The 2,999-nt window shown below is 40.6% G+C and carries 2 protein-coding genes; both read right to left on the bottom strand.

The genetic code is table 11. The features are described 5' to 3' along the window. Positions 1-1,172, bottom strand: a 1,172-nt coding sequence (locus tag F6K20_RS31890; protein WP_287297432.1) for an ATP-binding protein, incomplete at its 3' end; no start/stop codon positions are given. 2 nt (positions 1,173-1,174) lie between these two features. After that, positions 1,175-2,999, bottom strand: a 1,825-nt coding sequence (locus F6K20_RS31885; RefSeq protein WP_287297430.1) for a tetratricopeptide repeat protein, incomplete at its 5' end; no start/stop codon positions are given.

The following is a 2,999-nucleotide window of genomic DNA, read 5'->3' as shown; positions in this document are numbered from 1 at the left end:
ACTAAGTCAAATTGGATTAATTTATCTAAAATCGGTAAAACTTGAGTAAACTGTTGAGCTTTAAGACGCTTGAGGTCATCCATGGTTACGTTTTCATCGGATAGCACCCCTTTTTCTAAAACTAAGTCAAGGACATAATAATCTTCAGGAGTTAATTCTGACTGACCACGCAGTTTCTGACTGACATACTCTAAACCTTGCTGAAATACCTCTGGTGTAATCTTTTCTGCTTGTAAATCCGCTGCTTTCAGTAATACATAATTAGCAATGCGATTGAACCAACGGGGTATCCCCTGGGAATGTGCGCACAGATTTCTAGCGGTTTCTAGAGTGAAGGGATGAACCGCATCAGGATTAGTTTCGTCTTTGCTGGTTTTGTTAATCCGGGCGCTAGCGAGATAGTTAATTAACATTTGATAAGTGGTGGGTTGGTCTAATGCTTTAATCTCTAATGCTAAATCAAATAATCCTCGTTCAGAGATCAACAAATCCCGAGTCAACCCGGAAGGATGCCCAGTCAAAATAAACCAAGCATCACCTTTGAGCATGCCTTGAGCATCGTGCAATAGTTGACGCACCTTAGCTGGGTCTTGTTTATCTAAGTCATCGATAGCAATCACCACACGACTATACTTTTCCAGCGCCCTTTCCAATAAGTCTTGAAAAGTGAGGGTGGGAAACTTTGGGGCATTAACGGGTTTTGATTCCGTTTCAATACTTCCCCCAACCATTGGAATTTTTACATCAAACTTGGTCTTGGTTTTGCGAGTCGATTCACTCATCAATCCCATGTTGTTTAACAGTTGTTGCGCCCACTCATCCTCTGGCATATGTCGAGCTAGGGCAATCAAAGCAGCGGTTGCTAAATCAGTTTCAAAGGGTAGACTGATATAGGTAGCGAGAGTATCTTTACTTTTTCGTTGTAAGACGCTCAAGACTTCTAAAATAAATGCTGTTTTACCAATCCCAACGGAACCGTAGACTAATATCCGCTTCCGTTCGCGACCCCGCAACAAATGAAATATCGTCTTTAACTCCTGGGTGCGACCTGTGAAAACTTGGTCTAGGTTTGATACCAAGCTAGAAGCACTTTCAGAAAAAGGAATGTCTTTAAGATTCCAGCTAGTAAAAATTTCGTCGGTTTCATCCCAAAGTTTATCGGCTTCACTCATGGCTATGGCTTGGTTTTTATTTTGTTAATTACTTGGAGGAGTTGTTGAATATTATCAATTCCTTGGTTATTCTTAATTGTATGACAAATTTCATAAGCTTGGGTTAGTTCTTGTCGGGCATCGTCGATAAAGCCAATGGAAATCATCAGCATGCCTAATCCCGTTTTGCAGATAGCTATTCCTGGTTGATTATTGAGATGATTGTAGATGCGGAGAGCGTCCCGGTAATTCATCCGGGCTTTGTCTAGGTTCATGATTAAATGATGGGTGCGGGCAATATGGTATATTGAATCCGCAAGGGCTTCTAGGTTTTCGGTTTGGCGATAGATAGCGAGACTTTGCTCTAAGCGGGATAGCCCATCATACCAGCTTCCTTGCTGAACCAGCAGTTTACCAATATTACGTTGGATGTCTGCCCAATCTTCGGGAAAGGCTTCACGGGTGTAGAATTCTGAAACATTTTGATAGGATGCGATCGCATTTTCCAGATTCTCTGCACTATTTCCTAGTATTCTCTTACTGTAGGCATTACCCAGGTTATATTGAAAAATTGCCCAATTTTCGGGCAAATCTTGTTTGGTGATAACTGACAAAGCTAGTTGGTATGCTTCAATGGCTTTTTCGAGATTATCAGCTTTATCTCCACGAATTCTGTAAAAGTAGGCATAGCCCAGGTTATTTTGAGTCATTGCCCAATCTTTTGGCAAGTCTTGTTTGCTATAAACGGACAAAGCTAGTTGGTATGCTTCAATGGCTTTTTCAAAATTATCAGCTTTATCTCCACTGATTCTGTAAATGTAGGTGATGCCCAGGTTATTTTGAATCCTTCCCCAATATTGGGGGAAATCTTCTTTGATATAAACGGACAAAGCTAGTTGGTATGCTTTAATGGCTTTTTCGAGATTATCAGCCTGATCTCCACGGATTCTGTTACTGTAGGCAAGACCCAGGATAGCTTGAGTGCTTGCCCAATATTGGGAGAAATTTTGTTTGGTGATAACTGACAAAGCTAGTTGGAATGCTTCGATCGCAAGTTCAAGATTATCAGCTTTATCTCCATGGATTCTATTACTGTAGGCATAGCCTAGGTTATTTTGAGTCCTTGCCCAATCTTCGGGAAAGTCTGATTTGGTATAAACGGACAAAGCTAGTTGGTATGCTTTAATGGCTTTTTCGAGATTATCAACTTTATCTCCATTGATTTTGTCACTGTAGGCATAGCCCAGGTTATTTTGAGTCCTTGCCCAAGTTCCCGGGTTACTTTTACAGTTTATAACTGTTAGTATTATTTCGTAACCAGCAATAGCAATTTCGATGTAATTTGCTTTATTGCCCAGGGGAAAATTGCTGATAAACTTGCTGAAGTTGCCAATAACTATAGCAATAAAATCTGCTGTTTCTGGTTCCGCTTCTGAGAGTTGATAACTTGCCCAGTTTTTTAAGATATCGATAAAGTTATGATCGAGTTTGTCTAGGTTTTCTTCCAGGAGTGGGTATACTACTGTGGGGTCGCTATTGCTGTACGCAGTTGCTAGCAATACCTCTTTCAAGAATTCCAGATAGTCTTCGGATGAAGGATTAACTAAGGTATAGGATTCTGAAATTATTTCTAAAAGCTGATTCCTGAGACTAGCTAAAAAGTCAGCAGCGTTTTGGTTGCCATCGGCTGCTAGTTTTTCTGCTTCTTGTGCCATTACCTGCAATAACCATGCATCCACTAACTCGCGGTTGCTCTCAATAATTTTAACTACTTCACCGCTGGGACAAGTTAGCAGTTGCTGGATCAATTTGAGGTATGCTTGTCTTCTTTCTTCGTCCATTTTTATA

It is taken from the genome of Moorena sp. SIO2C4 (genome assembly GCF_010672485.1).
Taxonomy (GTDB): domain Bacteria; phylum Cyanobacteriota; class Cyanobacteriia; order Cyanobacteriales; family Coleofasciculaceae; genus Moorena; species Moorena producens.
The sequence above is the reverse complement of the archived record's forward strand: the minus strand, read 5'-3'. Positions and strand labels throughout refer to the sequence as shown.